Here is a 24,184-nt window from a genome sequence, read left to right as displayed (position 1 = left end):
ATTCGTGCTGGTCACCGGATTTCTGCTGTCCGCGTGCACCGGCTCGCCCGTCGTCATCACCTCGGCTCAGCCGACGCCGGCGACGACCTCCCAGGGCCCACCGCCGCCGCGTTCGTTCGTGCTGACCGCCGGTGGCGACATCCTGATCCACCCGCCGCTGACCGAGCAGGCGGTCGCCGACGGCGGTGCGGCCGGGCGCGACTTCCTGCCGTTGTTCTCGGGCATCAAGGACACCCTGAAGGCCGATTTGGCCTTGTGCCACCTGGAGGTGCCGCTCGGCCCGAAGGAGGGCCCGTTCTTCGGCTACCCGGCCTTCCTGGCGCCGCCCGAGGTGGCGAAGGGCCTGGTCGACGTGGGGTACGACTCGTGCTCGACCGCCTCGAACCACACGCTGGACCGCGGCGTCTCGGCGATCACGTCGACGCTGGACGCGATGGACGCCGTCGGCCTGAAGCACACCGGCTCGTTCCGCACGCAGGAGGAATCGGCGGCGCCGCTGATCCTGGACGCGGGCGGCGTGAAGGTGGCCCAGCTGTCGTTCACGTACGGCTTCAACGGCATCCCGCTGCCCCAGCCGTGGCGTGCGAACCAGATCAACGCGGCCAAGATCCTGGCCGACGCGCGGAAGGCGCGCGAGGCGGGCGCCGAGGTCGTCGTGCTGTCCGTGCAGTGGGGCAACGAGTACCAGCACGAGGCGACCGCCGACCAGAAGGCGCTGGCCCGTCAGCTGCTCGCCGATCCAGCGCTGGACCTGATCATCGGCACGCACGTGCACGTCGTGCAGCCGTTCGAGAAGATCGGCGACAAGTGGGTCGTCTACGGACTCGGGAACGAGGTCGCGCGGCACGAGGAGCCCCGTGGCGTGACCGAGGAGGGGGCGATCGCGCGGTTCAAGTTCGAGCAGCGGCCTGCCGGGTGGACCGTGGTCGAGGCTTCCTACACGCCCACGCTGGTGGAACTGGGGCCGCCGATCCGGCTGGTGGACCTGACTCGGGTGCCTGCTTCGGCCCGGCGGACCGAGGCGATCAACCGGACCGAGGGCGTCGTGTTCAGCATGGGCGCGGCGGCGCAGGGGCTGGCGAGGGCCAAGCCTTAGATCGCCTCCATGTGCGACGGTGATCTGGTGACCGAACTGCTGACCGTTGCCCAATACGCCGCGCTTGGCGAAGCCGGCTGCACCGAGCTCGTCGAAGGGCGTCTGATCCGGTCGCCCAACGCGCTCGCCGATCACAACTACGCCTGCGGCAACCTGATCATGCAGCTGGCGGGCCAGTTACCGGCGGAGCTCCAGGTCACCTACGCCGTCGACGTGGACCTGGAGCTGGCCCCGCCGGGCGAACCCGGTTTCGTCCGCCGCCCGGATCTGGTCGTGTTCCCACGCAGAGCTGCAGGTGGCCTCGTCCGGGCCGCCGAGGTCGTCCTCGCCGTCGAGGTGCTGTCGTCCCATTCGCGCTACACGGATCGTCAAGCCAAACGCCTCGACTACGCGGAGGCCGGCATCCCGTTCTACTGGATCGTCGACCTCGATCCGATCTCGTTGACTCCGTTGCGGCTCACCTCAGAGCGGGTGTACCAGGAGGCACCTGCCGAGACCGGTGTCCACGAGGCGGCTGAGCCGTTTCCTCTGAAGATCCAGATGGATCAACTCAGCGACTGACGCACCCGCTGGAACCGCTCGACCCAGGCCTGGTCTCCGGTCTCGAACTCCGCGATCCGGTCGGGCACGGGTGACTTGGTCAGCACCGGCAGATAGCCGTCCACCGGCGTCAGCGAGTCGCTCGTGACATCGCCGTCCAGCAACGACAACGTCGCCAGTCCGCACGCGTAGTCGAGCTCGGGCAGTGCCGCCGCCAGCGCGACCCCGGCAGCCATGCCGACGGACGTCTCCAGCGCCGACGACACCACGCACGGCAGCCCGCACGCCTCGGCCACCTCCAGCGCCTTCCGCACGCCCCCGAGCGGTGCCACCTTGATCACCGCGATGTCCGCGGCACCGGACACGGCCACCTTCAACGGGTCGTCGGCCTTGCGGATCGACTCGTCCGCGGCGATCGGCACTGCGACCCTGCGCCGCACCGCAGCCAGTTCGTCCAGCGTGTGGCACGGCTGTTCCACGTACTGGAGCCCACCGGCGGACTTGTCCATGGCCTTGATCGCGGTGACGGCCGTGTCGACGTCCCACATCATGTTCGCGTCGATGCGTACGAACCCCGCAGGTCCGAGTGCGTCCCGCACGGCTTCGAGCCGCGCGCAGTCGTCCGCCAGCGTCGACTCGGCGACCTTCACCTTGGCCGTCGAACAGCCCGACCGCGCCACGATCTCGTGCGCTCGTTCGGGACTGACGACGGGCACGGTGCAGTTGACCGGGATGCGGTCCCGGAGGGGTGCCGGCCAGCCCTCGTTCGCGGCCTCCAGTGCGCACGCCAGCCAGGCCATGGCCTCGTCGTCGCCGTACTCCTCGAACGGGCAGAACTCGCCCCACCCGGCCGGCCCTTCGAACAGCAGGCCGGTGCGCTGGGTGATGCCGCGGAACCGGGCGCGCATCGGAATGGAGTAGACGTGCACGCGCCGATTCAAGCGCACTTCTGGAACTCCAGCGAATGCCCGCCCCCGCGCAGGTTCACCGTGCCGACGGGCAGAACGGTGAGCAACGTGCACACGATCTGCTGGACCGCGGGGCCGCTGAGCTGCGAGACGTCGCCGGAAATGGTGACGTCGAGGCCGTTCGCGACGCGGTCGACGGTGGCGGGCGCGGCGTCGAACGGCACCTCGGTGGCGAGGCCGCGGGCCTGCTCGTCGTTGGTGGGACCCTGGGCGAGCAGGGCCACGACGTCGAACCCGCTCAGGCTGCCCTCCGGCCGTCCGACGGGGATCACCCTGCCACCGGGGGCGACCCAGAAGAGCGACGGCGAGGTGTTCTCGGTGGGGCCGCTGGGGGCTTCGAGGCCGGGGATCGGGTCGGTCGGGCGGATGCCGCACGCGGTGAGGACGGCGAGCACGAGGACGGCCAGCGCAAGCTCGCGCAAGGGCAGCCCCGCTTTGGGGCCAAGCTCGCGCAGGGTTCGCCACCAGGCATGCGTTCCGACAGCGTGCGTGTGCGCTGTCAGCGCACGCTCGCGCAGAGGTCGTCCGGCCGCGGGTCCCAGCTCGCGCAGAAGTCGCCCGGCTTTGGGCCCAAGCCCGCGCAAGGATCTCCCCGCCGCCAGTCCAAGCTCGCGCAGGGGTCCCCTCCCGGGGGTCCCCCTGTTTCCATTCTCCCAGGCGGCACCGACAGTTTTCGGCCTCAAGACTCACCGCCCAGCGGCAGCCGCAGCGTGAACAACGCCCCGCCGCCCGGCCGGTTCGCCGCCACCAGCGTGCCGCCGTGCAGCCGCGCGTTCTCCCACGCGATCGCCAGCCCCAGCCCCGACCCCTCCGACCGCCCCCGCGACGAGTCGGCCTTGTAGAACCGTGCGAACACGTGCGGCAGGACCTCCGCGGGCAGGCCGTGCCCGGAGTCGGCGACCTCGATCACCAGCGAGGACCCCGACACCGACAGCACGAGCGACACCGGAGCGGCGCCGTGCCGCAGCGCGTTGCCGACGAGGTTCGCCACGATCACGTCCAGCCGCCGCGGATCCAGCCGTGCCCGCACGCCCTCGGGCAGCGTCGCGGTGATCTCGAAGCCGCGCATCCGCAGGCAGGTTCGCACCACCTCGGCCACGTCGACGTCGTCCAGCGCCAGAGCGGCCGTCCCCGAGTCGAACCGGGTCACCTCGATCAGGTCGTTCACCAGCCGGGTCAGGTTCAGCGTCTCCCGGTTCACCAGCCGTGCCGCCTGGCCCGCGACACCGGGCAGTGAGGCGGTCTCGGCGTCCAGCACGTCGGTCACGGCCGTCATCGCGGCCAGCGGAGTGCGCAGCTCGTGCGACACGTCCGCCACGAACCGCCGCGCGTCCGCCTCCATCCGGCGCAGCTCGCCGACGTGGTGTTCCAGCGAGGAGGCCGTGCTGTTGAACGTCGACGCGACGGACGCCAGCTCGTCCCGCCCGCGCACCGGCACCCGTGCGGAGAGGTCTCCCTGCCCGAGTTGCCAGGCCGCCAGTTGCAGCTCGCGGACGGGGCGCAGCACGCCGCGGGCCGCCAGGAAACCCAGGCCCAGGGCCAGGATCAGCACGGCGCCGCCGATCAGCCACGCGTTGCGCGCCAGCTCGTCGACGAACGCGATCTCCGACGTGAACGGTCGCAGCACGTACACCTCGATGCCCGACGGGGCACCGGACGACACCCGCAGCTGCATGCCGACGACCAGCCACACGCCGTCCGCGTACGACACGCGTTGCCAGCCGACGCGTCCGGACGACACGAGCGACCGCAGCTCCGCGGTGATCACCGAAGGGTTCATGCCGCCCGCGGAAACCCCGTTGCCGTAAGCCAAAGCCTGGCCTTCGCGGCCGGAGACCCGCGCGGCGACGCGTTCCAGGATGGCTGTGTCCACGGCACGTGCGGGCAGCGGGTAGAGCTGCTCGACGCGGTTCGTGGTCTCGATGACGGCGTTGTCCTGGGCGCGCTGCACGATCGCGTCGCGGGCCCGCACGTAACCGGCGCCGGCGACGGCCGCGGCGGTCACGATGGTCAGCAGGGCGAACGCGAGCAGCAGTCGCAGGCGGAGCGTCACAGCGGTCCGAAGCGGTAGCCGAATCCGCGCACGGTCTGGACGTACACGGGCGCGGCCGGGTCGTCCTCGATCTTCGAACGCAGCCGCTGCACGCACGCGTCGACCAGCCGCGAGTCGCCGAGGTAGCCCTGGTCCCACACGGAACCCAGCAACTGCTGCCGCGACATCACGCGGCCGGGCGACGAGGAGAGTTCCAGCAGCAACCGCAGTTCCGTGGGCGCCAGCGAGACCGGCTTGCCGAACCGGGTGACCACGAGGCCCTCGCGGTCGATGGTCAGGTCGCCGTAGCGCTCGGCCACGACCTCGGCGACCGAGGCCGTCGACCGGCGCAGCACGGCGCGGATGCGGGCTTCGAGCACACGGGCCTGCGCCGGTTTGGCCACGTAGTCGTCGGCACCGGCCTCCAGGCCCGCGACCACGTCGATGTCGTCGTTGCGCGCGGTCAGCATGATGATCGGGAGGTCGCCGGTGGCACGGATGCGGCGGCACACCTCGAACCCGTCGACCCCCGGCAGCATCAGGTCCAGCACCACCACGTCGGGCGTGACGCTGCCCAGCAGGTCGAGGCCTTCCTCTCCCGTGCGCACCGCGTCCACGGTGTGTCCCTGGTAGGTCAGGGCGAGCGACAGTCCTTCGCGGACCGCCTCGTCGTCCTCGATCAGCAGTACGCGCGGCATGTCCTCCAGCTTTCCCGATGGGTCTCATGGGGACGTTCTTGCGACGTCATCGTTGCGTAACGACCGCCCGTGCGCAGTTGTTGCGCAGCTATCACCGTGCGCGCACACGGGTTCGGCAGCCTCTGTGACATGCGAAAAGTGCTACCGGCGATGACCTTCGCCGCACTCGCGATGATCACCACCGTGACCCCGGCGCTGGCGATCAGAGGCGGGGTCGAGGCCCCGTGGCCCTATCCGTTCTCGGGCTCGCTCCAACGGCCCGACTCACCCCGCGCGGACGGCCACACGTGCGGCGTCACGCTGGTCGCGCCGCAGTACGCCGTCACCGCGGGTCACTGCACCAGGAACAACCCCAGCCTCGCCCAGGTCGGCAGGCCGCGGGACTGGACGGTCCGCCTCGGCACGACGGACGCGGGCAGCGGCGGTGAGGTGATCGCGGTCGAGCGGTTCATCACCTACGCGCCCAACCCCGTCCACGACGGCGACATCGGCCTGCTGAAGCTGAAGAAACCCGCGAAGACCAAGCCCGTCGCGTTGCCGAGCGCACGACCCGCGGAAGGCACGACGGCGCGGATCCTCGGCTGGGGCATGACGTGCGACCGGCGCGCACCCGAGTGCTACCCGCAGAAGCTGCGCGAGGCGGACACCGTGATCCAGCCCGCCACGGCCTGCGAAGGCATCTACGCGGATCGCGAGCTGTGCATCGGCGCGCTGGACGGCAGCGTCGCGGCCACGAACATGGACTCCGGCGGCCCGGCGCTGGTCCGCGACGGCGACCGCTGGGTCGTCGCCGGCATCGTGAGCGGCGCGGGCGGCGACGACCGCCCCGTCATGTACACCGACGTCCACCACTTCACCGGCTGGATCAACGACGTCGTCACCGGCAGGACCAACCCGCCGGACACCCCGGTGCCGAACCTCGAAGGCGCCGCGTCGCTGGGAGGAGTCTGCTCGGCGTCCGTGGTCAGGACCGATCACAGCAAGCCCGCTGACCAGGCACTTCTGCTCACCAACGGCCACTGCCTCCCGGACCGCCCCGCGCCCGGCGAGACGCTGAAGGACGTCGCGCTCAAGCTCCCGGTGACCATCGGCGACCGTCAGGGCTACCAGCAGGCCAAGGCCGAGACGACCCGTCTCGTCACGGCGACGATGACCGGCACCGACACCGCGCTCTTCCAGCTCGACCAGACGTACGCGCAGCTCAAGGCCAAGGGCGTGAAGGTCTTCAAGCTCGCGGACAGGTCAGCCCGGCCGGGAGAACGCGTCGACATCATCTCGTCCGGCAACGGCAAGCGCTTCAGCTGCACGATCGACGCCGTCGTCCCGCACCTGCGCGAAGAGGGTTACACGCAGGACAACGCCTACCGCTACGACCCGGAGTGCGGACCGTCGCACGGCGGTTCGGGCTCACCGATCGTGCTCAGGGACGGCGTCACGGTCGTCGGCGTGCACAGCACCGGCAACGACAGCGGCGAGCAGTGCACGGCGAACAACCCCTGCGAGGTCGCAGCGGACGGCTCGGTGACGGTGCACCAAGGCGCCCGCTACGGCCAGCAGGTCAAGCACCTAGCCGCTTGCGCACGAGACCAGAAGCCTGGTCGACCACAACAACCAGAAGCAGCACCACGAGGATGTGCGTGACCATCTCGTCGAACCGGAACAGCTTGATCGACTGGTTGATCAGGAAGCCGATCCCGCCCGCGCCGACCAGGCCGAGCACGAGCGACGACCGCACGTTCACGTCCAGCCGGTAGAGCAGAAGTCCCGCCAGGGAAGGCATGACGGTCGGGAGCACCGCGTGCAGCGCGATCTGCGGACCGGACGCACCGGTCACCTTCAACGCGTCGCGCGGCCCGCGGTCGCTCTCGTCCATCGCCTCCGCCCAGAGCTTGCCCATCACGCCGGTGTTGTGGAACACCAGCGCCAGCACGCCCGCGAACGGTCCGAGGCCGACCGCCGTCACGAAGATCAGCGCGAACACCACGTCCGGCACCGAGCGCAGGAACGACAGCACCGCGCGAGCCGCCTGCTGCGCCCACGCCGCCGAAGTTGTCGCACGAGAAGCCAGAAGTGCCAGGACCAGCGCGAACGGGATCGAGAACGTGGTGCCGAGCAGTCCGATGTAGAGCGTGATCACCGCTGCTTCCAGGGACTTCCCGAGCACCGAGAAGTCCGGCGGCAACGACTCGGCCAGGAAGTCCGCCATGCCGTCCCAGCCGGCGATCAGCGCGGCGGGGGAGAACTCCGTGGCCTGCCAGGCAAGTACGTGCACGACAGCGGCGACCGCCACCACAACCCACACCGTGACGGAGGGCCAACGGCGCTGGGGAACCGCGATCGTCATGCCGCCACCACCGTCTGCATGTCCACGATCCGGTGCGCGTACGTCCTGGCGAGCTCGGGCTGGTGCAGCACGGCGACCACCGCCAGGCCTTCGGAAGCGAGGTCCACCAGCAGTTCCATCACCTGCACGGCGGCCTGCGGGTCGAGCGCCGAGACCGGTTCGTCGGCGAGGATCACGTTGGCGCGCTGGCACAACGCCCGCGCGATCGCCACACGTTGTTGCTGGCCACCGGAAAGCCGCGCACACCGGTCCACCGCGCGGTCCGCGAGTCCGACCCTGTCCAGGCACCGCATGGCTTCTTCCCTGACGTCGCCGGGGAAGAACCACGAGCGGCGCAACGGAAGCCGGCCGAGAGCGCCGGAGCAGACGTTGTCCAGCGCGGTGCGGCGACCGACCAGGTGGATCTTCTGGAACACCATCGCGGCGTTCCCGCCGACCTCGATCGACCCGCCGTCCGGGGTCTCCAGCCCGACCACGCACCGCAGCGCCGTGGACTTGCCAGAGCCGTTCGGCCCGAGCAGCGCCACGAACTCGCCGGGTTCGACGGAGAGGTCGAACCCGTCCAGCACGACCCGTCCGCCGAACGACTTGCGCAGGCCGCGGATGGCGAGCATCAGACGTCCTCTTCCTTGAGCCCCAGCGTGGTCGCGAGGTCGAAGAGCACCTTGTACGTGTCGTCGCCGACCTGAACGAGCGGTCCGGGCGGGGTGACGTCGAGGAACGCGCCGACCTTCTCGACGTCGGCGGTCTCCAGCTCCAGCAACGCCTTGCGCACCCTGTCCTTGAACGCCGGGTCGAGGTCGCCGCGCACGGTGATCGGGTCGTTCGGGATGGGTTCGGACTTCCAGACCTGGCGGAACTTCGACTCGTCGAACGTGCCGGCGGACCGCGCCGTGGCGAGCGTCTGGCTGTTGATCTCGGCGGCGTCGACCTTGCCGTTGACCAGCGACAACATCGCCTCGGGATGACCGCCCGCGTAGTCGAGCTTCACGCCGTCGACGTTGTGCTTCTTGAGGCCGTAGCGGGGAAGCGCGTCACCGGACGCCGACCCGACGCTGCTCAGCGCGAGCGACTTGCCTTTGAGGTCCTCGATCTTCTGCACTGGCGAGTCCTTCGGGACCCAGATGCCGGCGGTGTAGCTGGTGAGCTTCCCGGAGCCGTCCGCGAACGAGACCATCGGCTCCGCGCCGGCCTTCTGCGAGGCGAAGACGTAGCCGAGCGGACCGAACTGGGCGATCTCCAGCTTGTCGTTGCGCATCGCCAGCACCTCGGCGGCGTAGTCGTCGACGACCTGCAGTTCGACCTCGCAGCCGAGCTTGGCGGTCAGCGCCTTCGCGAGCACCTCGTAGGCGGGCTTGAGCTTCTCCGGGTCCTCGTACGGCTCGACGCCGAAGCGCACCTTGCCGTTGGGGCAGTCACCGCTTCTGGCAGCGGAGTTCGTGGTGCCGCAGGCTGTTGTCAGCAGCAGTGCCGCGGCGAGGACGACGCTGAAGGCTCTCATCTCACATCTCCTGGAGGAGGTCGTCGAGCACGGCCGGGGCGAGGCCGAGCGCGGTGGTCATGCCGATGCCGGAGGTGACCGAGACGGCCCTGGTGAGGGGAACGGGCGTCGCGGTCAGGAAAGGTTCTGGGGCCGACGCGTAGATCCCGCGCCAGCGTTCGAGCACGCGCAGCGCCGGCACGCCGAGGAGGCGGGCCGTCTCGGTGAGGACCAGGTCGTCCAGGTCCTCGGGCCGGTACGGGTCGACCGTGCGGCTGTAGTGGTGGGTGTCGCCGATCGTGAGCGAGCCGTCGGGGAGCTGGGTGAACATCAGGTTCAGCCCCGCCTCGACGAGCTCGGGGTGGTCGTGCGTGAGGCGCTCGCGGACCTTCTCGGTGCTCGGGCACCGCGCGAACGCCTCGTAGCGCAGCATCGAGAACCCGGTCAGCACGGCCGGGTCGATCACGCCGCCGTGCGCGACGCGCAGCATCCGCAGCTGGCAGCGCTGGATCTCGCGTTCCTCGGCGAGGTCGGGGAAGAACCTGTCGACGTCGTGGCCGACCGCGACGACCGCCGCTCGGCATTTGAGTTCGCCGCGGTTGGTGCGGACCAGGCCCGGCTCGACGGTGAGCACGTTGGTCGACCAGTGGAAGGTGACCCCGCGCTCGGCCAGCAGCGCGGCGATCGCGTGGACGGCTTCGCGTGGGTTGACGCGGATGTCGAGGGGGAGCAGGGCGGCGCCGAGGATCGAGGGATTGTTCAACAATCCGACACTGGGATCGTTCAACGATCCTGCGCTGGCGCCGCTGATCGGAGGATTGTTGAACGATCCCGGGCGGACGCGGCCGGTCGGAGGATTGTTGAACGATCCGACACCGCCGGTTGAAGGATCGTTGAACGATCCGCCGCCGGCGCTGTCGATCGAGGGATTGTTGAACGATCCGGCACCGACGTGGCTGATCGGAGGATTGTTGAACGATCCTGTCGCTGGATTGTTGAACAACCGGGTTGTTGGATTGTTGAACGATCCCTTCGTCGGATTGTTCAACAACTCAACATCGCGGACCTCGGCGAACTCGCGCAACACCTCAAGTTCGTCCTCCGCGCGGGCCACGACGATCGAGCCGGACTCCCGCAGCCAGAAACCGGCTTCGCGAGCGAGCGTCAGCCACTCCTCGCGAGCGGCCATCGCGTACGAGAACGCCACCCCGTCCTGAGCGGTGAAGCACCCGTGCCCGAAGTTGCGCACGGAAGCCCCGGCCGCGTGCTCGTCCCGCTCGACCACGGCGACGGAGAGACCTCGCCGCACCGCGTGCCAGGCGTGCGCGAGCCCGACGACACCCGCGCCGACGACCACCAGGTCCACACTTGTCATGACAAGAACGATGAGTGGCTCCAGAACGAGAATCAATGGCTGTTCTGATGTGTTCACTTGGAGTTCAGACTTGTTATGACATGTATCGTTCGTTGCATGGAGATGCCACTGCACGAGCGCATCGCGGCCGACCTGCGCCGCCGCATCGGCTCGGGTGAACTGGCCGTCGGCGACCCGGTGCCGTCCGAATCGCAGCTGTGCGCGCAGTGGAACGCCTCGCGCGCGCCGGTCCGGCAGGCGCTCACCTCGCTCAGGGCCGAGGGCATGATCGGCGGTGGCCGCGGCAAGCCCGCGGTGGTGCGCAGGCACACGCTGTCGCAGCCGTTCGAGACGTTCCTGTCGTTCTCCAGCTGGGCCGCGGGTCTCGGACACGTTCCGGGACAACGCACCCTGGAGATCGCGCGCCGCCCGGCCGACGCCGACATCGCCGACGCACTGCAACTCGACGAGGGCACGCCGGTCGTCCAACTGCTCAGGCAACGGCTGATCGACGGCCGGCCGACGATGCTGGAGCGCACGACGTTCGTGGAACCGGTGGGGCGCCTGCTGTTCGACTTCGACTGCGACAGCGGCTCGCTCTACGCCTACCTGGGCGAGCACGGCGTCGACATGACCGTCGCACGGCACCAGATCGACGCCGTCGCGGCTGACGACAAAGACGCCGAACTGCTGGAAGTTGCTCCAGGAGCCCCACTTCTGCGGGAACGGCGACGGGCGTCCGGAATGGACGGACGCCCGGTCGAGTACTCGGACGACCGCTACCGCCCCGACATGGTCAGCTTTTCGATCGAGAACTCCCAGCAGGCGCACCCGGCGCTGCTGCGGGACTGGAGGGCCTCGTGAACCCCGTCGACCTCGTGGTGCTGGACATCGCCGGCACCACCGTGGAGGAGCACGGACTCGTCTACAAAGCCTTGGCGGACACCGTGATCGCGGCCGGTGGATCAGCCGAGGACGTCGGCGACTGGATGGGCGCCGACAAGTACGAGGCGATCTCGTCGATGCTCGGCAAGTCCGATGTGGACGCCGAGTTCAAGGACTTCCACGAGCGGCTCGGGCAGTACTACGCCGAGACGCCGCCGACGCCGATCCCGGGCGTCCCGGAAGCGTTCGAACACCTGCGTTCCAACGGCGTGAAGGTCGCGCTGACCACCGGCTTCGACCGCCCGATCGTGGACGGCCTGCTCGACGTGCTGGGCTGGCGCGAGGGCGTGCTGGACGCGGTGGTGTGCGTGGACGACGTGTCCGCGGGCCGGCCGGCGCCGTACATGATCTTCAAAGCGATGGAGCTGACCGGCGTCCGGGACGTCCGGCGCGTGCTCACCGCGGGCGACACCACCAGAGACCTGCAGGCGGGCATGAACGCCGGCGCGGGCTTCGTCGTCGGGGTGCTCAGTGGCAGCCAGACGGCGGAGGAGCTCGGCACCGCGAAGCACACCCACCTGCTGAAGTCCGTCGCTGAGATCCCGGCCCTAGTCCAAAGCGGCGGTGTGGCGTAGCTGCTCCGGCGTCGGGTCGGTGACCAGCACCCGCAGCGCGTCCGCGAACTGGTCGAAGCGCCGATCGAACTCGGCCAGTTCGCGCGACGGCTCCGCGACCAGCGCCGCCCGCCCCGCCCTGGGCACGGCGGTCGCCAGCGCGTCACGAAGAGGCTGAGACCGGCGCAACGCCACGAGCAGCGTCCACAGCCGTTGCTCGACCAACGCGACCTGCACCGGATCGCCGCCCACCCGCAGGAAGTCCGACCGCACCGCAGTGGCACGGCGGCGCTGCGAGGGGCAGGTGAAGTCCTCCGACCGGACGACCTGGGTCTCCGGCGCCGACCTCGCGAGCGACTCCTCCGACCGGAACCGCCGCACTGGCGCGGTCCCTGCCGGGTCCCACATCCACCAGGACGTCATCCGACCAGGTCGTCCGCGTCGACGATCTTGTACGCGTACCCCTGTTCCGCCAGGAACCGCTGCCGGTGCGCCGCGTAGTCGGTGTCGAGCGTGTCGCGCGAGACGACCGAGTAGAAGTGCGCCTGCCGCCCGTCACCCTTGGGCCGCAGGATCCGGCCGAGGCGCTGGGCCTCCTCCTGGCGCGACCCGAACGTGCCGGACACCTGGATGGCGACCGACGCCTCTGGCAGGTCGATGGAGAAGTTCGCGACCTTCGACACCACCAGCGTCTGGACCTCGCCGCGACGGAACTGGTCGAACAGCTGCTCGCGTTCCTTGTTCTTCGTCGATCCCTTGATCACCGGCGCCCCCAGCTCCTCGCCCAGCTCGTCGAGCTGGTCCAGATAAGCACCGATCACCAGGGTCGGCTCGCCGGGATGCCGCTCCAGCACCCGCTTGACCACCGGGATCTTGGTCCGGGCCGTCGAACAGAGCTTGTAGCGCTCCTCGGGCTCCGCCGTCGCGTACTGCAGCCGCTCGTTGTCCGTCAGCGTCACCCGGACCTCGGTGCACTCGGCGGGCGCGATCCAGCCCTGCGCCTCGATGTCGCGCCACGGCACGTCGTAGCGCTTCGGCCCGATCAACGAGAAGACGTCGCCCTCCTGGCCGTCCTCGCGGACCAGGGTCGCGGTCAGCCCGAGCCGGCGGCGCGACTGCAGGTCGGCGGTCATCCGGAAGACCGGCGCGGGCAGCAGGTGGACCTCGTCGTAGACGATCAGGCCCCAGTCGCGCGAGTCGAACAGCTCCAGGTGCTTGTACTCGCCCTTCGACTTGCGGGTGATCACCTGGTAGGTCGCGATCGTGACCGGGCGGATCTCCTTGCGCTCACCCGAGTACTCGCCGATCTCGTCCTCGGTCAGCGAGGTGCGCGCGATCAGCTCCCGCTTCCACTGCCGTCCCGCCACGGTGTTCGTGACCAGGATCAGCGTGGTCGCCTGGGCCTCGGCCATCGCCGCCGCGCCGACCAGCGTCTTGCCCGCGCCGCACGGCAGCACGACGACGCCGGAGCCGCCCGCCCAGAACGCCTGCGCGGCCAGTCGCTGGTAGTCGCGCAGCTTCCAGCCGTTCTCCTCCAGCTCGATCGTGTGCGCCTCGCCGTCGACATACCCGGCGTGGTCCTCGGCCGGCCAGCCGACCTTGAGCAGCAGCTGCTTGAGCCGCCCGCGCTCGCTCGGGTGCACGATGACGGTGTCGTCGTCGATGCGGGCCCCGAACATCGGCGCGATCTTCTTGTTGCGCAGCACCTCTTCGAGCACCGCGCGGTCGTTGGAGTGCAGCACCAGCCCGTGCGCGGGGTTGTTGGCGAGCACCAGCCGCCCGAAGCGGCTCATCGTGTCGACCACGTCCACCAGCAGCGGCTGCGGCACCGGATAGCGGCTGAACCGCACCAGCGCGTCCACCACCTGCTCGGCGTCGTGCCCTGCCGCCCGTGCGTTCCACAACGCCAGCGGCGTCACGCGGTACGTGTGCACGTGCTCCGGAGCCCGCTCCAGCTCGGCGAACGGCGCGATGGACGTGCGCGCGTCGTTCGCGAGCGGGTGGTCGACCTCGAGCAGCAGCGTTTTGTCCGACTGGACGATCAAAGGGCCATCGGTCACGCCGACAAGTCTCCCTGACGACGCCAAATGCGTTCGACCAGCGTCAACTGGCGACAACAAGTGTGAGGCGACACACGCAGCCAACACCCGGTGTCGTACGTTCTCGCGCATGAGCACCGAGTCGACTGATCCCGTCGAGCCGCCGGCCGTGGTGACCCCGGTTCCGGAGGAGTCCGAGACCGACGAGTCGCCCAAGAAGAACAACTGGCTGAAGTTCGTCATCGTCGGCGTGCTGGCGATCGTGCTGGTCGGCGGCGGTGTGTGGGCGCTCACGTCGCTCAACAGCACCAGCGTCGGCGACTGCGTGAGCGCCTCGCCCAAGGACGTGGACAAGCCGGACGGCGACTGGAACATCTCGTCGAAGAGCTGCAGCGACGTCGATGCCACGCATCGAGTCGCCTCGGTGCTGAAGAACGCCGAGGACCAGTGCCCCGCCGAGGGCATCTACGAGCAGATGCAGTCCGACGGCAAGACGATGTGCCTGATGCCGAACCTCGCCGAGGGCAACTGCTACACGTCGAGCGACGACGGTGCCTTCAAGAAGGAAGCCTGCACCACGGACTCGCCCGTGAAGATCGTGAAGAAGGTCGACGGGCTGCCCGAGGAGGGCTCGGTCTGCCCAGAGGGCTCCAGCGAGCTGCGGTTCACCGAACCGGCCTCGGTCTACTGCATGGGTGTCCACGAAGGATCCTGATCGGGTGAACTCGGTTGAGTTGAACCCCGTCTGACGCCGATACCCAGGCCATGAAGAAGGTCGGCCTGGGTATCGCCGTTGTCATCGCGCTTGTCCTGCTCGGCGGGTTCGTCATGAACCAGCTCGGCGACGTGGCCAAGGCGGCCCAGCCCGGCGACTGCGCGCGGATCTCCGGCGCGCTCGACAACCCGAAGTACCAGGCGCTCGACTGCGGTTCGGAGCAGGCGAACGTCAAGATCGCCAAGATCCTCGACTGGAACGAGAAGGCCTGCCCGTCCGGCGGCATGGACTACTCGACGTACACGGGTGACGCCACGCTGTGCCTCATGCCGAACTTCGTCGAGGGCTCCTGCTACGGCCAGAACTCCGACACCGGCATCGCGAAGGTCGACTGCGCGACCAAGGACTCGGTGAAGGTCGCCAAGGTGGTCAGCGGCAAGGCCGACCGCGCGGCCTGCGGGGACACGCGCGCGGCGGTCTTCCCGGAGCCCGCGATCACCTTCTGCCTGGAGCGCGGCGACCAGAAGCAGTGATCTTCCCGCAAACCGCACCACGTCCCACCGTCCACGTGGAACGCTGCGCGGCGTGATGATCGACGAGCCGCCCGCGCCCAGGAAGAACCTCGGGACGCGAGTGCTGACCTACGGACTCACCCTGGTCGCCGCGGCGGTCGCCATCTACGGCATGACCGAGTTCCTCGCTCCGATCACGGCGCCGAAGACCGGTGAGTGCGCGAACGTCACCGGCTACTCGAACGAACCGGACCTCGACACCGTGAGCTGCACGTCGTCGAGCGCGAACTACGTGGTCACCGAGTCACTCGCCAAGTCGAAGAGCTGCGCGAACGCCTACGCGGACATGATCACCAGGCGGGCGCAGGACCCGGCGGTCAGGATCTGCCTGGTCCCGCTGTGGGAGGAAGGCGCCTGTTATCCGGCCGATTCCTCCCGCATGGAACTCACGCCGGTGGAGTGCGGAGCGGACTCGTTCAAGGTCACGAAGATCGGCCGGGACGGGCCGGGACCGTCGTGCGCGGCGGAAGAGCAGAGGTACAGCTACCCCGAGGTGAAGCTGACCTACTGCACCGCGACCCAGTAGCTGATCCAAGTAGTCGTAACGTTTCCGTAAAGCCCGAGCGGTTTCCCGCGCTGCGTGGCACTCTCTGCTCCGGCTGTGTCGGGGGGCATGGGCCGTCTGGGGTAATTCGGAAATGAGAGAACCCGCATGAGCACGACTGAATCCGCTTCGCCCGCGTCCGCGCCGGAGCCCACGCAGGAGCCCGCGCCGAAGAAGTCGAGCGTCGGCAAGCGGATCCTGACCTACATCGTCGGTCTGATCGTCGTCGGTGGCGCGTTGTACGCGTTCAACTACTTCACCAGCGACGCCGCTCAGTCCAAGGTCGGCGACTGCGCCAGCGTGACCGGTACGACGAGCGCTCCCGAGTACAAGGTCGTGGACTGCGGTTCGGCTGAGGCGACCTACACGATCGGCAAGACTCTCGGACTCAACGAGAGCTGCGCGAACGAGGGCTACTCGGAGTACAGCGAGGGGTCGCGCCGTGGTCCCAAGACCAAGCTGTGCATCGCGCCTCTCTACGCAGAGGGCAAGTGCTACGACGCGAACGCCACGTCCATGGACGTCAAGGCCATCGACTGCTCCGGAGCGGGGGCCATCAAGGTGACCAAGGTCGTCAAGGACGCGGCCGCGCCGCAGTGCGCCGAGGGGGAAGTGGCGTTCGCGTTTCCCGAGGTCAAGCTGAACTACTGCGTTGGTACACCCGCGTAAGGCGTTGCACTCGTGAAACCGGAGTCGTGTCCCACGGCTCCGGTTTCGCTGTCTTTCGCTTGACCCATCCGAGAGGAATCCAGTGACCGACCCCAACTACCCCCAGCAGCCAGGGCCCTACGGGCCGCCTCCCGGTGGACAGCCGCAGCAGCCGTACGGCCAGCAGCCGGGCCAGCCGAACCCGTACGGTCCGCCGCCCGGCCAGGGCTACCCCGGCCAGCCAGGACAGCCCGGTCAGCCGCCCTACCAGGGCCAGCCGGGTGACCCGTACGCCCAGCAGCAGAACCCGTACGGCCCGCCTCCCGGTCAGATGCCCGGTCAGCCCATGGGCCAGCCGATGCCCTACGGCCCGCCGCCCAAGAAGAGCGGCGCCGGCAAGGTCATCGGTTCGATCATCACCATCGTCGTGCTCGTCGGCGTCGGCATCCTGGTGAAGGTCCTGATCGGCGGCGGCCTGAGCGCCATCACCGAGCCGTCCGCCAAGGCCGGGGACTGCGCGAACGTCACCGGCACGACCTTCAGCCCGAAGTACAAGAAGGTCGACTGCGGCTCTCCCGAGGCGAACTACTTCATCGCCAAGGCCATGAACTCGACGACCGAGGCGTGCCCGAGCGACGACTACGCCGAGTACACCGAGTCCGGCCGGCGCAGCTCGTCGCTGAAGCTCTGCCTCGTCGAGAAGCTCGAAGAGGGCAAGTGCTACGAGGAAGAGCTCGTCAAGATGAACATGGAGGGCATGAAGGTCGTCGACTGCTCGAAGGGCAGCGCGGCCACCATCCAGAAGGTCCTGAAGATCGAGAAGCTCGTCAAGGCGGCCACCGCGGACTGCGGTGAGGCCACGGCGATCTCGTACACCGAGCCTTCACCGGGCATCACGTACTGCGTGACCGCGCTCGGCGGGCAGTGATCGAACGAGAAATTGGCGGGCCGGTGATCCGGCCCGCCAATTCTCATGCCTGAATGCAACTAGTTCGTCGTGCCTGGCGGAAGTAGCTGCTGCACGTCCAGACGCCCGGAAAGCACGTCCTCGGTGTCCATCATGTCGGCGACGCGCTGGAGCCGGATCGGGTTCAGCGACAGCGGGAACGTGCCCACGGACACGAGTGCCGCGGTCGGCTGGTCGACGTCGGCGTAGCTGGTCAGCGAGTCCTGCACGCCGAGCTTGTTGGCCTGCGCGCGCTGCTGCGCCTCGCGCAGCACGTCCCGGAACGCCTTCATCGTCTTCGGGTTCGCCTCGGCGAACTTCTTCGACGACGCGTACCCGGACATCGGGAAGTCCAGTGTCGGGCCGCGGGCGGTGTCGGTGAGGATCTTCGCACCGATCTTGCGCTGCGCCTTCGTGATGAAGGGCTCGATCATGAACGCCGCGTCGACGGTGCCGGACGTGAGCGCCGCCTCCATGTCCGCGAACGCCATCGGCTTGAACTTGATCTTCTGCTTCTCGACCGCGGCGGTGTCCAGCACGGCACGCGTGGTCAGCGCGCCGATGTCGGTCTCGCTGTTCACCGCGATGGTCGGAGCGGCCTTCTTGCCCGGGTCGTCGTAGTCCGACGCGGCCGACGTGACCAGCGCCATCGAGTTCGGACCTGCCTGGTAGGCCTCACCCTGCAACTGCAGTTCGGTGCCCTCGGCGACCGCGCGGAAGAGGCTGACGTGCGTCGCCCACGTGAGGTCGAGCGTGGTGTCCAGCTGCTTGATGGCCTCAGCCTCGCTGGGCTGGGGGACCAGGTTGACCTGCAGACCGGCCTTCTCGAACAGCTTTTCGGTCAGCGCGATCCGCAACGGGGCGACGTCGACGACCGGCAGCACGCCGATGCGGATGACGTTGCGCTCAACGTCCGCGTTGCCGCCGTTCGACGAACTTCCGAACAGGCCGCAGCTCGCGGTCAGAGCACACGTGATGAGCACTGCGGCAAGCCGCAGAGCTTTGGCTCGGGTAGCCATGGCACCTCTTGCCGGTAGGTCTTGAGTAGCATCGATTTGATCAGTGAGTGTCGTTACAGACCTGGTACTCCGCAGCCCCAACTGGGCGTTCGGACGGAGGCGAGGTGTGCCGACATCCGGGGATGTTAACCACCTGAACGTATGAAACGACACCCCATCTCGATACGGTGAGTGCTTCTGGAGACTTCCCCCGAGTAGGGGGTGACCATTACCCTTCCGGCTCGGGTGGCACTGGTCGTAGTAGACCTACGTGTCTTCAGACGGGGTAGGGCGCCTCATCGGGCGAACAACCTCTGTGCTGCAATTCGGCCCGTTTGACGAGTCCATGCTCGGTCCTGGGGAGAGACCGGGACACTGCTGCTGGAAGAGGAAGCCCAGAGTGGCCCGACGTGAGAGAGGTCCCAGCCAGTTTGGCGTGGGTGACACCACACGCTCCGAAAGGCCCGAATCGGGTGACGGACTGGCTGCGCTGGGTAACGGACCGATGAACGTGACACCGGACTCGGTGACGCACGAAGTCGGTGCCGCACCCGGTTCAGGATCTAACCGATCCGCGGGATGGCGCCTGCGCAACTGGCGGCTGCGCACGAAGCTGCTCGCCGTTCTGCTCATCCCGACCGTCTGCGCCCTCGCCCTGGGTGGTCTGCGCGTGCGCAGCGACCTCCAGGCCGCGACGGAGTTCAACAACCTCGCGAACCAGATCCGCCTCGAGACCGCGGTCGCGGACCTGGTGCAGCAGCTGCAGCGCGAACGCGACCTGTCGGTCAGCTACGTCGCGTCGAACAAGAAGGTCGACAGGGTCGTCCTGGAGCGCCAGCTGCGCCGCGTGAACGACACCAGCGAGGCGTTCAGCAACAAGATCGCCGAGCTCAGCTCCGACCTGAACCCGGCTGCCGTCGAGCGGTTCCAGGTCGCGTTCAACCAGCTCAACCGCCTGAACAGCCTCCGCAACTCGGTGCGCGACACCCAGTACCCCGCCGAGGCCGTCCAGCGCACCTACTCGGAGTCGATCGAGACGCTCATCAACCTCGGTGAGCAGACGATCTCCGAGATCAACGACCCGGAACTGGTGCGACTGCACCTGACCACGAACGCCATCGCGCGCATCAAGGAGCAGGAGTCGCTCAAGCGGGCGATCCTCCTGGACGTCTTCCAGCGCAAGGCGTTCACGCCGTCCCAGCTGCGGTCCCTGCAGTCCGCGGACGCCGAGCTCAACGCGGCCCGCAACGACTTCCGCAAGTCCGCGACGCCCGACCAGGCCAAGATCTACGACGACACCGTCACCGGCCTGATCGTCGACAACGCGAACGACATGCAGGAATCGGCGATCAGCCAGCAGACCGGCGCGAAGGACTTCACGCAGGTCACGCCCGAGAAGTGGGACATCGCCGCCACGCTGACGGTCAACCTGACGCGTGACGTCGAGAACCTGCTGGTCGAGCAGCTGCAGAACAAGACCGACGAGCTGGCCGGCGACACCCGCACCAGGGCGTACGTCGAGTCCGGCATCGTGCTCGCGATCCTCGCGCTCGCGTTGCTGATGGCGCTGTTCGTCGCCCGCTCGATCCTCAACCCGCTGCGCACGCTGCGCCGCACGGCCCTCGACGTCGCCGACCACGGTCTCCCCGACGCGGTCGAGCGAATCCTCGCGGACCCGAACCCGGAGGACGCCGCGAAGAGCGCCGTCGAACCGGTGCCGGTGCACACGCGGGAAGAGATCGGCCAAGTGGCGCGCGCGTTCGACGCGGTGCACGGTGAAGCGGTGCGACTGGCCGCCCAGCAGGCCCTCCTGCGTGACAACGTCAACGCGATGTTCGTCAACCTGTCCCGCAGGTCGCAGGCCCTGGTCGAACGCCAGCTGAACCTGATCGACCGGCTGGAGCAGGACGAGCAGGACCCGGACCAGCTGGCCTCGCTGTTCGAGCTCGACCACCTCGCGACCCGCATGCGCCGCAACTCGGAGAACCTGCTGGTCCTCTCGGGTACGGACCTCTCGCGGCGGCTGACCCGGCCCGTCCCGGCCGCCGAGGTTCTCGGCGCCGCGGTCTCCGAGGTCGAGCAGTACGCCCGCGTGCAGGTCGGCCAGACCCCGGACCTCACGGTCCAGGGTCGCGCGGTCAACGACCTCGTGCACCTCATCGCCGAGCTGCTGGACAACGCCACGGCGTTCTCCGACCCGGTCACCAAGGTCACCGTTCGCACGGCGAAGACCCGCAAGGGCGAGCTGGCGATCGAGATCCAGGACCGCGGCGTGGGCATGGGCGACCAGGAGATCATCGACGCCAACGACCGGCTGGCCGACCCGCCGGACGTCGACGTCGCCGTCTCCCGCCGAATGGGCCTGTACGTGGTCGCGCGGCTCGCCAAGCGCCACGACATCAAGGTCCGCCTGCGCGGCAACGAGGACATCGAAGGCGGCACGACGGCACTGGTGATCGTGCCGGAGACGCTCATCGCGATCCCCGGCCAGGCACCGATCTCGACCCCGCCGTCGGGCTCCGGTTCGCTCGCCTCCGCGTTCGGCATGTCGCAGCCCGCGCTCGCGCCGGCCCCGACTCCCGCCGAGCACACGACGGAGATCGGCACCACCGCGAACAGGGCCAGCGGCATCGCCGGTGCCTTCGGCGGTGCGACCGGTGTCACGCCGCGGATCGACGAGTCGAGCCCGAGCCTGCCGAGCATGCCGGTCAGCTTCGTCCCGAGCTCTCTCACCGACACCGGTGCGGGCGCGACGGCGGTCCCCGTCTACAGCGATCCGCCGATCGAGGACGTCACACCGTCCGAGCGGTGGCGCCGCGACCAGCTGGCCGCGGTGGAGCCGGAGGGTTCGTTCGGCGAGCCCACGCTCTTCACGGCCTACGAGGACCGCAACGAGGAAGCCGGCGAGATCTCCTTCGAGCCCGGCTACGAGACCACGCAGTTCGTGCCGATCTCGCCGATCGACGACGAGCGTTCGCCGTCCAACGGCGTTTCGCGCGACTCGTCCGGCGAGGGCCTCCTCGATTTGGGGATGGCACACCGCAACGGGACCTCGGAAGCCTCGCGCAAGCAGATCGAGCACGACCTGGACGCCCCGACGGAACGCCTGCCGATCTACGAGGCGGTCCTGTCGCAGTGGTTCCAGGCCGTGGGCAGCGAGACGTCGGCTTCGGCCGCTCAGCCGGTCCGTGCGGCCGCTGAGGACGACGCACCGGCCGCCACCAACGGACACGTCGAGTCGAGGCTCGGCGGAACCGACAAGGGGTCCGTCGAGTACATCGACGAGCCGCCGACCGTCCCGCCGCTCTCGGACGGGCCGGAACCGGAGCTGCCGACCCGATCCCGCAAGCCTGTACCGGCGGTGGCACCCACCACCACGTCGGCCGCTGGTCTTCCGGTGCGCACGCCGCGCTCGAAGGTCCAGCCGGTGGCCGAAGAAGTACCCGCACCCGCCGAGCAGGAGCGAGTTGTGGAACCCGAGCCCGTTGTGGAGGAGACTCCAGCGGCGGCAGCTACTTCCGAGTCGGCCTGGCAATCGCCGGCCGATGAGGGATGGCACGCGGCTCAGGCGTTGTTGAACAAGACGCCGGAGACGAAGACCACGGCAGGACTGCCGAAACGGACACCCAAGGCTCAGCTCGTGCCAGGATCTGCTGCACCCAAGCCGCAGTCCCTGACATCGACAGCGCAGCGCCCGCCGCTGCCGCCCCGTACCGCTGACGCGGTGCGCGGACGGATGTCGAGCCTGCAGAGTGGTGTCAAGCGAGGCCGGCACGCATTGATCGAGGCATACGCTGGTGACCAATCGAGCCGGCAGAACGAGGAGCAGGAGTGACGACCGCAGCGCAGCCAGGCAGCTTTGGTTGGCTTATCACCGACTTCGTGCGGAGGGTGCCCGGTGTGGCACATTCCGTTGTGGTGTCCGCGGACGGGCTGTTGCTCGCGGGGTCCCAGGGCTTGCCCCGGGACCGTGCAGAGCAGCTCTCCGCGGTCGCGTCCGGACTGGTCAGCCTCACCCAGGGTGCTGCCCGCTGCTTCGAGGCAGGCGGGGTCAACCAGACGGTCGTCGAGATGGAGCGGGGTTACCTGTTCCTCATGTCGATCAGTGACGGTTCTTGCCTTGCCGTCCTGGCGGCACCCAACTGCGACATCGGCCTCGTGGCCTACGAGATGACGCTGTTGGTGGAGAGAGTCGGTCAACAACTCACCCCTGAGCTGCGCGCGCAGCTTCAGGGCGTGGTCCGTCGCTAGACCTCATCTGAAGTTCAGGGGTGAGAACCAATGGCTGGTAGATCTGGCGCTAGAGGCCGGGGCTTCGGTAGGAACTTCAACTACCAGGAGTGGGCTTCTGGTGGGTTCCAGTTCGAAGAGCCTGACGCGATACCCCAGGAACAAGAGGAAGCCGAGGACGCACCCCACGATGAGCGGGTTACAGGGCAAGGGCTAGGCGATATGTCTCAGCGTGAGGTGGACGACTCGTCGTCGTATCCGTACGACGACGTGCCGAACCGATTCGACATAGACGGGTACGGCTCCGGGCTGTTCGGTGGCCCAGGGGCGGACCTCTTCGGCCAGCACGAGATGCCGGATGCCGTACCGGAGCAACTGCCGTACACAACCGGTTCGCATCCGGTGTACAGCACCGGCGGGCAACCGGCGTACAGCACCGGTGCGCAGCCTCAACTGCGCCCGGAGGAGAATGCTTCCGCGGACTCGGGTTCACTGGTGCGGCCCTACACACGCACCGGTGGACGCACACGACCTGATTACGACCTTGCTATCGAGGCGCTGATTTCGACCAGCGAAAAGGGCCTCGAACGGGATGCCGCAGTTCTTCCCGAGCACAGGTCGATCTGCGGGTTGTGTGTGGACACGCGGTCGGTGGCTGAGGTCGCGGCACTCCTACGCTTGCCACTTGGCGTCGTGCGGGTGCTGATCGGCGACATGGCAAGCATGGGTTTGGTTTTGATTCACCAGGGCGGTCTGGTCGTGGGGGACCGGCCTTCCATGGAATTCCTGGAGAGGGTGCTCAGTGGGCTTCGCAAGCTCTAGTCCCCAGGGCGCCGAGGGCGCACGGAAGCCGACGACGTCTGCCAAGATCGTGGTGGCGGGTGGCTTCGGTGTGGGCAAAACGACGTTCGTCGGCTCGGTGTCCGAGATCGTCCCGTTGACCACCGAGGCGGTGATGACCGAGGCCAGCGCGGGGGTGGACGACCTCTCCGCCACGCCCAACAAGGTCACCACGACCGTCGCGATGGACTTCGGCCGCGTGTCGCTCGACAGCGACCTGATCCTGTACCTCTTCGGTACACCGGGTCAGCACCGGTTCTGGTTCATGTGGGACGACCTCGTACGCGGTGCCATCGGCGCCATCGTGCTGGTCGACACCCGCCGCCTGGCCGACGCGTTCGCCTCGATCGACTTCTTCGACGACCGGCAGTTGCCGTACGTCGTCGGCGTCAACTGCTTCGACGGCCTCCTGCACCACAGGCTGGAGGACGTGCGTGAAGCGCTGACGATCGACGAGTCGGTGCCGATCGTGACGTGCGACGCGCGCAACCGGCAGTCGACGAAGCAGACGCTCATCACGCTGGTCGAGCACGCCATGCGCCAGTGGATGTCCGTCCGCGCGGGCTGATCTCCTCCCGTTTGGGGACAACTGCAAACATGAACGAGGCGAGCGCCACCTTCGGGTGCGGCGCTCGCCTCGT

General features: G+C 68.5%; 25 protein-coding genes. 14 read left to right on the top strand and 11 right to left on the bottom strand.

Annotated elements, in window-relative coordinates; genetic code table 11:
- Positions 1 to 4 precede the first annotated feature (4 nt).
- The gene (locus ACH413_RS14055; protein ID WP_360046509.1) at positions 5 to 1,096 is read left to right on the top strand and encodes a CapA family protein; all 1,092 of its coding nucleotides are present in this window, start codon (positions 5 to 7) and stop codon (positions 1,094 to 1,096) included.
- Between the two features lie 27 nt (positions 1,097 to 1,123).
- Positions 1,124 to 1,657, top strand: coding sequence for a Uma2 family endonuclease (locus ACH413_RS14050; protein ID WP_360046511.1), 534 nt, complete (start codon positions 1,124 to 1,126; stop codon positions 1,655 to 1,657).
- Here the strand turns inward: ACH413_RS14050 and ACH413_RS14045 are convergent.
- The 4 genes from ACH413_RS14045 to ACH413_RS14030 all read right to left on the bottom strand — a co-directional run bounded on the left by ACH413_RS14045 (position 1,642) and on the right by ACH413_RS14030 (position 5,334).
- A complete protein-coding gene (locus ACH413_RS14045; protein ID WP_360046646.1) occupies positions 1,642 to 2,565 on the bottom strand; it encodes an o-succinylbenzoate synthase in 924 nt (307 codons plus the stop codon). The genes ACH413_RS14050 and ACH413_RS14045 overlap by 16 nt on opposite strands.
- An 8-nt stretch (positions 2,566 to 2,573) precedes the next feature.
- The gene (locus ACH413_RS14040; protein WP_360046513.1) at positions 2,574 to 3,026 is read right to left on the bottom strand and encodes a hypothetical protein; all 453 of its coding nucleotides are present in this window, start codon (positions 3,024 to 3,026) and stop codon (positions 2,574 to 2,576) included.
- Between the two features lie 257 nt (positions 3,027 to 3,283).
- Positions 3,284 to 4,657 (bottom strand): ATP-binding protein, encoded by a 1,374-nt coding sequence (locus ACH413_RS14035; protein WP_360046515.1) that lies wholly within the window; start codon positions 4,655 to 4,657, stop codon positions 3,284 to 3,286.
- Positions 4,654 to 5,334, bottom strand: coding sequence for a response regulator transcription factor (locus ACH413_RS14030; RefSeq protein WP_319975839.1), 681 nt, complete (start codon positions 5,332 to 5,334; stop codon positions 4,654 to 4,656). Before ACH413_RS14030 ends, ACH413_RS14035 begins: the two co-directional genes overlap by 4 nt.
- A gap of 129 nt (positions 5,335 to 5,463) precedes the next feature.
- On the opposite strand from ACH413_RS14030, the gene ACH413_RS14025 reads away from it, so the two are divergent.
- Positions 5,464 to 6,975: a trypsin-like serine protease gene (locus tag ACH413_RS14025; protein ID WP_360046517.1), complete on the top strand. Its 1,512-nt coding sequence runs from the start codon at positions 5,464 to 5,466 to the stop codon at positions 6,973 to 6,975.
- On the opposite strand, the gene phnE is transcribed toward ACH413_RS14025, so the two are convergent.
- From phnE to ACH413_RS14005, 4 genes are read right to left on the bottom strand one after another with little or no spacing between them, the layout of a single operon-like run.
- Positions 6,893 to 7,678 carry a phosphonate ABC transporter, permease protein PhnE gene (phnE, locus tag ACH413_RS14020; RefSeq protein ID WP_360046519.1) on the bottom strand — a complete coding sequence of 262 codons (786 nt, stop codon included), beginning with the start codon at positions 7,676 to 7,678 and terminating at the stop codon, positions 6,893 to 6,895. The two genes, ACH413_RS14025 and phnE, sit on opposite strands and share 83 nt — an antisense overlap.
- Positions 7,675 to 8,292 carry an ATP-binding cassette domain-containing protein gene (locus ACH413_RS14015; protein ID WP_360046521.1) on the bottom strand — a complete coding sequence of 206 codons (618 nt, stop codon included), beginning with the start codon at positions 8,290 to 8,292 and terminating at the stop codon, positions 7,675 to 7,677. The genes phnE and ACH413_RS14015 overlap by 4 nt, the downstream gene beginning before the upstream one ends.
- Positions 8,292 to 9,179, bottom strand: coding sequence for a phosphate/phosphite/phosphonate ABC transporter substrate-binding protein (locus ACH413_RS14010; protein WP_360046523.1), 888 nt, complete (start codon positions 9,177 to 9,179; stop codon positions 8,292 to 8,294). Before ACH413_RS14010 ends, ACH413_RS14015 begins: the two co-directional genes overlap by 1 nt.
- Before the next feature lies 1 nt (position 9,180).
- Positions 9,181 to 10,533, bottom strand: a complete 1,353-nt coding sequence (locus ACH413_RS14005; RefSeq protein WP_360046525.1) for an FAD-dependent oxidoreductase — start codon at positions 10,531 to 10,533, stop codon at positions 9,181 to 9,183.
- 96 nt (positions 10,534 to 10,629) lie between these two features.
- Here ACH413_RS14005 and ACH413_RS14000 point away from each other — a divergent pair, with 96 nt between their 5' ends.
- Both ACH413_RS14000 and ACH413_RS13995 read left to right on the top strand, forming a co-directional pair.
- Positions 10,630 to 11,376, top strand: coding sequence for a GntR family transcriptional regulator (locus tag ACH413_RS14000; protein WP_360046527.1), 747 nt, complete (start codon positions 10,630 to 10,632; stop codon positions 11,374 to 11,376).
- Complete coding sequence (locus ACH413_RS13995; protein ID WP_360046529.1) at positions 11,373 to 12,032, top strand: phosphonatase-like hydrolase; 660 nt, start codon at positions 11,373 to 11,375, stop codon at positions 12,030 to 12,032. The genes ACH413_RS14000 and ACH413_RS13995 overlap by 4 nt, the downstream gene beginning before the upstream one ends.
- Here the strand turns inward: ACH413_RS13995 and ACH413_RS13990 are convergent.
- A complete protein-coding gene (locus ACH413_RS13990) occupies positions 12,006 to 12,392 on the bottom strand; it encodes a hypothetical protein (protein WP_360046531.1) in 387 nt (128 codons plus the stop codon). The genes ACH413_RS13995 and ACH413_RS13990 overlap by 27 nt on opposite strands.
- 38 nt (positions 12,393 to 12,430) lie before the next feature.
- Positions 12,431 to 14,071, bottom strand: a complete 1,641-nt coding sequence (locus tag ACH413_RS13985) for a DNA repair helicase XPB (RefSeq protein ID WP_360046533.1) — start codon at positions 14,069 to 14,071, stop codon at positions 12,431 to 12,433.
- Positions 14,072 to 14,180: 109 nt separating this feature from the next.
- Between ACH413_RS13985 and ACH413_RS13980 the strand changes: the two genes are divergently transcribed.
- From ACH413_RS13980 to ACH413_RS13960, 5 genes are all read left to right on the top strand, one after another.
- Positions 14,181 to 14,765: a hypothetical protein gene (locus ACH413_RS13980; protein ID WP_360046535.1), complete on the top strand. Its 585-nt coding sequence runs from the start codon at positions 14,181 to 14,183 to the stop codon at positions 14,763 to 14,765.
- A 50-nt stretch (positions 14,766 to 14,815) separates the two neighbouring features.
- Positions 14,816 to 15,298 carry a hypothetical protein gene (locus tag ACH413_RS13975; RefSeq protein ID WP_360046536.1) on the top strand — a complete coding sequence of 161 codons (483 nt, stop codon included), beginning with the start codon at positions 14,816 to 14,818 and terminating at the stop codon, positions 15,296 to 15,298.
- A 52-nt stretch (positions 15,299 to 15,350) separates the two neighbouring features.
- Positions 15,351 to 15,863, top strand: a complete 513-nt coding sequence (locus tag ACH413_RS13970; RefSeq protein ID WP_360046538.1) for a hypothetical protein — start codon at positions 15,351 to 15,353, stop codon at positions 15,861 to 15,863.
- A gap of 126 nt (positions 15,864 to 15,989) precedes the next feature.
- A complete protein-coding gene (locus ACH413_RS13965) occupies positions 15,990 to 16,550 on the top strand; it encodes a hypothetical protein (RefSeq protein ID WP_360046540.1) in 561 nt (186 codons plus the stop codon).
- A gap of 82 nt (positions 16,551 to 16,632) precedes the next feature.
- Positions 16,633 to 17,457 (top strand): hypothetical protein, encoded by an 825-nt coding sequence (locus ACH413_RS13960; protein ID WP_360046542.1) that lies wholly within the window; start codon positions 16,633 to 16,635, stop codon positions 17,455 to 17,457.
- 59 nt (positions 17,458 to 17,516) lie between these two features.
- Here the strand turns inward: ACH413_RS13960 and ACH413_RS13955 are convergent, their stop codons facing one another.
- Positions 17,517 to 18,494, bottom strand: a complete 978-nt coding sequence (locus ACH413_RS13955) for an ABC transporter substrate-binding protein (RefSeq protein ID WP_360046544.1) — start codon at positions 18,492 to 18,494, stop codon at positions 17,517 to 17,519.
- Positions 18,495 to 18,978: 484 nt separating this feature from the next.
- On the opposite strand from ACH413_RS13955, the gene ACH413_RS13950 reads away from it, so the two are divergent.
- The 4 genes from ACH413_RS13950 to ACH413_RS13935 all read left to right on the top strand — a co-directional run bounded on the left by ACH413_RS13950 (position 18,979) and on the right by ACH413_RS13935 (position 24,111).
- Positions 18,979 to 22,308, top strand: coding sequence for a nitrate- and nitrite sensing domain-containing protein (locus ACH413_RS13950; protein WP_360046546.1), 3,330 nt, complete (start codon positions 18,979 to 18,981; stop codon positions 22,306 to 22,308).
- Entirely contained in the window at positions 22,305 to 22,724 is a 420-nt protein-coding gene (locus ACH413_RS13945; protein ID WP_030470879.1) for a roadblock/LC7 domain-containing protein, read from the top strand. The genes ACH413_RS13950 and ACH413_RS13945 overlap by 4 nt, the downstream gene beginning before the upstream one ends.
- Positions 22,725 to 22,940: 216 nt before the next feature.
- On the top strand, positions 22,941 to 23,525 hold the full coding sequence (locus ACH413_RS13940; RefSeq protein WP_360046548.1) for a DUF742 domain-containing protein: 585 nt from the start codon (positions 22,941 to 22,943) through the stop codon (positions 23,523 to 23,525).
- A complete protein-coding gene (locus tag ACH413_RS13935) occupies positions 23,506 to 24,111 on the top strand; it encodes an ATP/GTP-binding protein (protein ID WP_093605474.1) in 606 nt (201 codons plus the stop codon). The genes ACH413_RS13940 and ACH413_RS13935 overlap by 20 nt, the downstream gene beginning before the upstream one ends.
- Positions 24,112 to 24,184 lie beyond the last annotated feature (73 nt).

The organism is Lentzea sp. NPDC020367, assembly GCF_044387305.1.
GTDB lineage: Bacteria > Actinomycetota > Actinomycetes > Mycobacteriales > Pseudonocardiaceae > Lentzea.
This window is presented reverse-complemented; position numbering and strand designations above follow the sequence as displayed.

What these genes read in the sequence shown, in the direction of transcription:
- ACH413_RS14005 (WP_360046525.1), bottom strand. Translation starts at nt 10,533, where the DNA reads ATGACAAGTGTGGACCTGGTGGTCGTCGGCGCGGGTGTCGTCGGGCTC.
- ACH413_RS13980 (WP_360046535.1), top strand. Translation starts at nt 14,181, where the DNA reads ATGAGCACCGAGTCGACTGATCCCGTCGAGCCGCCGGCCGTGGTGACC.
- ACH413_RS14025 (WP_360046517.1), top strand. Translation starts at nt 5,464, where the DNA reads ATGCGAAAAGTGCTACCGGCGATGACCTTCGCCGCACTCGCGATGATC.
- ACH413_RS14000 (WP_360046527.1), top strand. Translation starts at nt 10,630, where the DNA reads ATGGAGATGCCACTGCACGAGCGCATCGCGGCCGACCTGCGCCGCCGC.
- ACH413_RS14015 (WP_360046521.1), bottom strand. Translation starts at nt 8,292, where the DNA reads ATGCTCGCCATCCGCGGCCTGCGCAAGTCGTTCGGCGGACGGGTCGTG.
- ACH413_RS14010 (WP_360046523.1), bottom strand. Translation starts at nt 9,179, where the DNA reads ATGAGAGCCTTCAGCGTCGTCCTCGCCGCGGCACTGCTGCTGACAACA.
- ACH413_RS13950 (WP_360046546.1), top strand. Translation starts at nt 18,979, where the DNA reads ATGAACGTGACACCGGACTCGGTGACGCACGAAGTCGGTGCCGCACCC.
- ACH413_RS14030 (WP_319975839.1), bottom strand. Translation starts at nt 5,334, where the DNA reads ATGCCGCGCGTACTGCTGATCGAGGACGACGAGGCGGTCCGCGAAGGA.
- ACH413_RS13975 (WP_360046536.1), top strand. Translation starts at nt 14,816, where the DNA reads ATGAAGAAGGTCGGCCTGGGTATCGCCGTTGTCATCGCGCTTGTCCTG.
- ACH413_RS13955 (WP_360046544.1), bottom strand. Translation starts at nt 18,494, where the DNA reads ATGGCTACCCGAGCCAAAGCTCTGCGGCTTGCCGCAGTGCTCATCACG.
- ACH413_RS13965 (WP_360046540.1), top strand. Translation starts at nt 15,990, where the DNA reads ATGAGCACGACTGAATCCGCTTCGCCCGCGTCCGCGCCGGAGCCCACG.
- phnE (WP_360046519.1), bottom strand. Translation starts at nt 7,678, where the DNA reads ATGACGATCGCGGTTCCCCAGCGCCGTTGGCCCTCCGTCACGGTGTGG.